This is a genomic window from Saccharothrix sp. ST-888, assembly GCF_000955975.1.
Classification (GTDB): Bacteria; Actinomycetota; Actinomycetes; order Streptomycetales; family Streptomycetaceae; genus Kitasatospora.
Genome location: NZ_JYJF01000189.1, coordinates 1 through 6,167, shown reverse-complemented (window position 1 = coordinate 6,167; position 6,167 = coordinate 1). Strand labels below are relative to the sequence as shown.

Genomic DNA, 6,167 nt, shown 5'->3' with positions numbered 1-6,167 from the left:
CGGCCGGAGGCTGGGACGCCGAAGGCGGGGTGGGGGTCCCCCCGGCCGGAGGCTGGGACGCCGAAGGCGGGGTGGGGGTCCCCCCGGCCGGAGGCTGGGGGAGGGTCTGCTCGGACACCTGGCGGGCCTTCTTTCTCTCCGACATCGAGTCGCCTCGGCCGGGCAGGAAAGGGGACGGATCGCTCGGCCGACACGACCGAACCAGCCTACGCCAGCGCCCTTCCGCCCCCTTTGCACCCCCGCCGCGAGCCCGCCGCGAGCCCGCCGCAGCGACCGCCCGGCCGTCGGAACCCCTGAGCGGCAGGGCCGGCCGACGCGCGCGGAGAGCCGCCCCCGCGCTCAGACCACCGACTGGACGGTCTCCAGCAGGCGGACCGTCACATCGGGTGCGAAGCCGCTGTCGTGGCCGACCCGCCGGGCGAACTCGGCGATGCCCGCCAACTGCCGCCCGGCGAGCGAGAAGTCGAGCGCCTCACTGAAGTACCGCTCCAGCACGGGTGCGTCGAACGCCTCCCAGCGGGCCGCCTGCTCAGCGACCTTGCCGGCCTCGGCCAGCGAGAGGTCCCGGGACTCCAGGAAGGCCCGGTGCACGGCGTCGACCAGGTCGGGGTGGTTCTCCACGTACTCCCGGCGGGCGGCCCAGACCGCGAAGACGAACGGCAGCCCGGTCCACTCCTTCCACATCTCGCCCAGGTCGTGGACGGCCAGCCCCTGCCGGGGCGCCTGCTCCAGCGAGGCGCGCAGCGCGGGGTCGCCGATCAGGACGGCGGCATCGGCCTCGGCGAGCATCGCGTCCAGGTCAGGCGGGCAGCTGAAGTACTCGGGGCGTACGCCCTCGCGCTCCTCCAGCAGCAGGCGCGCCAGGCGCACGGAGGTGCGGCTGGTGGAGCCGAGTGCGACCCTGCGCCCGTCCAGCTCGGCGAGCGGCAGTCGGCTGACGATCACGCAGGACATCACCGGACCGTCGCTGCCGACCGCGATGTCGGGCAGGACCACCAGCTCGTCCGCGTGCCGCAGGTACTCGACGCAGGTGATCGGGCCGATGTCGAGCGTGCCGTCGATCAGCAGGTCGCTGAGCTTCTCGGGGGTGTCCTTGGTCAGGTCCAGGTCGAGCAGATTGCCCGTTCGGGCCAGCCCCCAGTAGAGGGGGAGGCAGTTGAGGAACTGAATATGTCCCACCCGGGGCCTTACCGCCACCGAGCCACTCGCATCCCGACCGGTCACCGCACGCTCCCTCTGGCTGCTCTGTTCGTACTCTCTCCGCAGGGTATGCCTGTCGCCGTACGACGTGGACACCAGCCTTCCGACATGCCGCCGCCCGGCTGCCGACCGACTGCCGACCGATCGGCGGCGACGCGCCGACACCCCCCGACAGGCTGCCGACACATGGCTGAATCCTTGCGACACACCTGACGTTGCGCCTTCGGTCACCCCTGGTCGAGGCCGCCCTCGCGTGCTACCGTTCCACTCAGTTGCAGTTTGATTCCCCTTGCAGTACTTGAAGCCTGCGGAGCATGTAACCGCGGGCTTTTTGTAGTTTTTCAGCATTATCGAAAAACTCCGGAACAATCCGGAGGCAGGGCGATCAGCGCAGCGGACCGGATGCCACACGGTGTGGCAGCCAATACGTCCCTCGCAAGGAGAACGGCATGGCTCAGGGAACCGTCAAGTGGTTCAACGCTGAGAAGGGCTTCGGCTTCATCGCCCAGGAGGGCGGCGGCCCCGACGTCTTCGTCCACTACTCCGCCATCAACGCGAACGGTTTCCGCTCGCTGGAGGAGAACCAGCAGGTGACGTTCGACGTCACCCAGGGCCCGAAGGGCCCGCAGGCGGAGAACGTCTCCGTCATCTGAGCATCTCCTCTGATGATCTGATCGCTCGGGACCTTTATCGGTCCGAAAGGCGGCCGCCAGGGTCGCCCCCAAGAGCATGACGAGCAGTACCAAGGGGGCCCGCCACGTTCCGTACGCGGCGGGCCCCCTGCCTCTGTCCTCCACCGGGAGGGGCATGATCACACCCGTGCTCCAGCCTCGTGCGGCGTTCGCCGCGGTGAACCGCGCCCTGCACCGGATCGGCATCGACGCCTTCATCCTGCTGCTGCTCGGCACGGTCGGCCTGGCCACCCTGCTGCCCGCCACCGGACCGGCCGCCACCGTGGTCGGCGGCTCGGTGAACGTCGTGGTCGGACTGCTCTTCTTCCTGTACGGCGCGCGGCTCTCCCCGCAGGAGGCGCTGGCAGGCGCCCGGAACTGGCGCCTGCACCTGCTGATCGCCGGCTGCACCTACCTCCTCTTCCCGCTGCTCGGCGAGGCCGCCCGGCTGCTTCCGGACAGTGTGCTGCCGCCCCGGCTCGCCACCGGCGTGCTCTTCCTCACGCTGCTGTCGTCCACCGTCCAGTCGTCCATCGCCTTCACCTCGATGGCACGCGGCAATGTCGCGGCGGCCATCTGCGCCGCCACCTTCTCCAGCCTGCTGGGCATCGTGCTCACCCCGCTGCTGGCGGCCTGGCTGTTGTCCGGCGGAGCCGGAATACAGGTGAGCGGGGGGCAGATTCTGGACATTGTGCTGCAGTTGCTGATGCCGTTCGCACTCGGCCAACTGCTGCGCCGCCGGGTCGGCCCGTGGATACAGCGGAACCGGGTGGTGACCCTGGTGGTGGACCGGGGTTCGATTCTGCTGATCGTGTACAGCGCCTTCAGCGAAGGCGTCCGGGAGGACATCTGGGGCCGGGTCACGGTCGGCCAGATACTCTGGCTGGTCGCCGTCTGCGCGGCCATGCTCGGGCTGGTCCTGACCTTCACCGCCGTGGCCTCCCGCCGCCTCGGCTTCGACCGCGCCGACCGGATCACCATCCAGTTCTGCGGCTCCAAGAAGAGCCTGGCCAACGGCCTCCCACTGGCCACCATCCTGTTCCCGGCCGGCTCGGTGGGACTGATGGTGCTGCCGCTGATGCTCTTTCACCAGATCCAGCTGATGGTCTGCACCGTCCTCGCCCAGCGCTGGGGACGCCGCGCGGGCGAGGAGGCCGACCGGTAGGGCGCGGGGGCTCCGGGTCAGCAGGCCCTCAGGACGGCGAGGATCTCGGCGGTGATCGCCGCCGGCCTCGGCACGGCGGTTCCCCGGGTCCTCGGAGTCCTCATGCGGTGGCACACTACGCACCGCCGCCCGCGCCGCGAAGGTCCCCTTTCGGCCTTTTCCCACTGAGGACCCGCCCACCGAGGACCCGCCCGCCGAACGCCGCGAGCCCGTACCCGGGGGCCGGGTACGGGCTCGCAGTGCGACGGTGCGTCAGGCCGCGACGGGGACCTTGGCAGCGGCGGGGTTGTCGTCGATCAGGTCGCCCGTGGGGTTGTTGTAGGCGGCGAGGTCGAGGGTCTTCTCGCGGGCCGCGACCAGGATCGGGACCACGGACTGGCCGGCCACGTTGGTGGCGGTCCGGACCATGTCCAGGATCGGGTCGATGGCCAGCAGCAGGCCGACGCCCTCCAGCGGCAGACCCAGGGTGGAGAGGGTCAGCGTCAGCATCACGATCGCACCGGTCAGGCCGGCGGTGGCGGCGGAGCCGATCACCGAGACGAACGCGATCAGCAGGTAGTCACCGATCCCGAGGTGGATGCCGTAGACCTGGGCGACGAAGATCGCGGCCAGCGAGGGGTAGATCGCGGCGCAGCCGTCCATCTTGGTGGTGGCGCCGAACGGCACCGCGAACGAGGCGTACTCGCTCGGGACGCCGAGCCGCTCGGTCACCCGGCGGGTGACCGGCAGGGTGCCGACCGAGGAGCGGGAGACGAAGGCCAGCTGGATGGCCGGCCACGCGCCCTTGAAGAAGTTCAGCGGGTTGAGGCCGCCGACGAAGCGGAGCAGCAGGGAGTAGACCACGAAGAGCACCAGCGCGCAGCCGACGTACACGTCGATGGTCAGGGTGGCGAAGGGCTTGAGCAGGTCCCAGCCGTACTTGGCGACGGACTTGCCGATCAGGCCGAGGGTGCCGAGCGGGGCGAGCCGGATGACCCACCAGAGCGCGGTCTGGGTGAGGTCGAGCACGGACTCGCTGAGCTTGCGGACGGGCTCGGCCTTCTCGCCGATCTTCAGGATCGCGGCACCGGTGACGACACCCAGGAAGACGATCTGAAGGACGTTCACCTCGACGAAGGTGGTCGCGATGTTGCTCGGGATGATCCCGGTCAGGAAGTCGACCCAGGAACCGGCGTGGTCCGGTGCCTTCAGCCCGCTGGTGGACAGGCCCGCGCCCTGGCCCGGGTTGGTGAGCAGGCCGAGGCCGAGGCCGATGCTGACGGCGATCAGCGAGGTGATCAGGAACCAGAACAGCGTGCGGACGGCCAGCCGGGCGGCGTTGGTGACGTTCCGCAGGTTGGCGACGCTTACCACGATCGCGGTGAAGACCAGCGGCGGGACGGCCAGCTTGAGCAGCTGGACGAAGGTCTTGCCGATGGTGTCGAGCGTGGTGGTCAGCCAGGAGACGTCCTGGACCCGGGCGAGGTAGCCGAGGGCGAGACCGAGGACGAGACCGCCGACGATCTGCACCCAGAAGGGCGTCTTGCGGACCTTCCCGAACAGGGACGGCGCTGGTGAGGAGGGCGCTGTGGACATGGTGGTGCGGCTCCGGGGGGACGGGGCGGGAGAGGGGGGCGGGACACGGCGGCACGACGACGGTCAGCAGGCGCAGCGGGCCTGGACGTCAGGAGGGGCGTGCCGCCGGCATACAGCTGGGCGCGCGACAGGGGCGCGGACTGTCCACAGCACCGGGCAGGCACGAGCACGGCATGAGCGGGGTGCTCATTCCTTGCTGCAGAGGCGCGCCTGAGGTGGTCATGGCCCCCACAGTAGCAACAAATCTTTGAGATGTTCAAAGTACTTGTTTGAGGTGTGGCCATGAACCACCGCAGGCGCGCCTGCGGTGCGCCGTGGGTTACTTGCCGAAGGCCGCCTTGATCATCGCCTTGGCGATCGGCGCGGCCAGCCCGCCACCGCTGACGTCCGACCGGTTGGCGGCGCCGTCCACGACCACCACCGCGACGGCGATCCGGTGCCCGCTGCCGTCGTCCGCGTACGAGGTGAACCAGGCGTACGGGGTGCCGCTGTTGTCCACACCGTTCTGCGCGGTACCGGTCTTGCCGCCGACCGTCACGCCGCCCACCGCCGCCGACGCCCCGGTGCCGCTGGTCACCACCGTGACCATCGCGGACTGGAGTTGACGGGCCGTCTTCTCGCCCATCACCCGGGACAGCTGCTGCGGCTTGAAGTCCTCGACGGTGCGGCCCTGGTGGTCGGTGAGCCGGTCCACCATGGACGGCTGCATCAGCACGCCGTTGTTCGCGATCGCGGACGAGACCATGGCCATCTGCAGCGGGGTCGCGGTCACCGAGAACTGGCCGATGCCGGTCAGCGCGACCTGCGAGGGGTTCAGCTTGTCCGGGTACACGCTGGTGGCGGCCCGCACCGGGGTGTCCAGCTTGCCGAGGTTGAAGCCGAACTTGGCCACCTGCGCGGAGAGCCTGGTCTCGCCCAGGTCGGCGGCCAGCTTGCCGAAGACGTTGTTGCAGGAGTACTGGAGCGCCACCCGCAGGCTGGCGTTGGCGCACGGAGCCGCGGGGTTCTCGTTGGTGAGCTGCCGCTGGGTACCCGGCAGGGTGTACGGGTCGGGGCTGACCGTGGGCGCGTCCACGTCCGGGTACAGGCCGTTCTCCAGCGCGGCGGCGGCCGTCACCAGCTTGAACGTCGAGCCGGGCGCGTAGGTCGAGCGCAGCGCGTGGTTGAGCATCGCCGAACCGCTGTCGGCGCTGAGCAGCTTCCAGGCGGCGGCATCGGCGCTCGAACGGCCCGCGATCGCCGAGGGGTCGAACGAGGGCGTGCTGACCAGGCCCAGCAGGGCGCCGGTCGCCGGGTCGATGGCCACTGCCGCACCCTGCTTGTCGCCGAGCGCGTCCCAGCCGGCCTGCTGCACCTTCGGGTCGATGCTGGTCACCACGTCGCCGCCGGGCGGGGTGGTGCGGGTGAGCGCGTCGGCGGGCCCGGCCAGCCGGGGGTCGGTCCCGCCGAGCAGCCCGGAGTAGAGACTCTCCAACTGCGTCGACCCGTACGCCTGCGAGCTGTAGCCGGTCACCGGCGCGTACAGCGGGCCGTCGAGGTAGCTGCGCTTGTAGGCG

General features: G+C 70.2%; 5 protein-coding genes. 2 read left to right on the top strand and 3 right to left on the bottom strand.

Features of this window, described 5'->3' with window-relative positions; translation table 11 throughout:
• Positions 1–339: 339 nt before the first annotated feature.
• Complete coding sequence (locus UK12_RS31575; protein WP_231591467.1) at positions 340–1,179, bottom strand: menaquinone biosynthetic enzyme MqnA/MqnD family protein; 840 nt, start codon at positions 1,177–1,179, stop codon at positions 340–342.
• A gap of 470 nt (positions 1,180–1,649) precedes the next feature.
• Between UK12_RS31575 and UK12_RS31570 the strand changes: the two genes are divergently transcribed.
• Both UK12_RS31570 and UK12_RS31565 read left to right on the top strand, forming a co-directional pair.
• Positions 1,650–1,853 carry a cold-shock protein gene (locus UK12_RS31570; protein WP_045306639.1) on the top strand — a complete coding sequence of 68 codons (204 nt, stop codon included), beginning with the start codon at positions 1,650–1,652 and terminating at the stop codon, positions 1,851–1,853.
• A 166-nt stretch (positions 1,854–2,019) separates the two neighbouring features.
• Positions 2,020–3,036, top strand: coding sequence for a bile acid:sodium symporter family protein (locus UK12_RS31565; RefSeq protein WP_231591466.1), 1,017 nt, complete (start codon positions 2,020–2,022; stop codon positions 3,034–3,036).
• 252 nt (positions 3,037–3,288) lie between these two features.
• On the opposite strand, the gene UK12_RS31560 is transcribed toward UK12_RS31565, so the two are convergent.
• Both UK12_RS31560 and UK12_RS31555 read right to left on the bottom strand, forming a co-directional pair.
• Positions 3,289–4,611, bottom strand: coding sequence for a dicarboxylate/amino acid:cation symporter (locus tag UK12_RS31560; RefSeq protein ID WP_045306638.1), 1,323 nt, complete (start codon positions 4,609–4,611; stop codon positions 3,289–3,291).
• Between the two features lie 319 nt (positions 4,612–4,930).
• On the bottom strand, positions 4,931–6,167 hold a 1,237-nt coding region (locus UK12_RS31555), incomplete at its 5' end, for a penicillin-binding transpeptidase domain-containing protein (RefSeq protein WP_045306637.1).

What these genes read in the sequence shown, in the direction of transcription:
- UK12_RS31570 (WP_045306639.1), top strand. Translation starts at nt 1,650, where the DNA reads ATGGCTCAGGGAACCGTCAAGTGGTTCAACGCTGAGAAGGGCTTCGGC.
- UK12_RS31560 (WP_045306638.1), bottom strand. Translation starts at nt 4,611, where the DNA reads ATGTCCACAGCGCCCTCCTCACCAGCGCCGTCCCTGTTCGGGAAGGTC.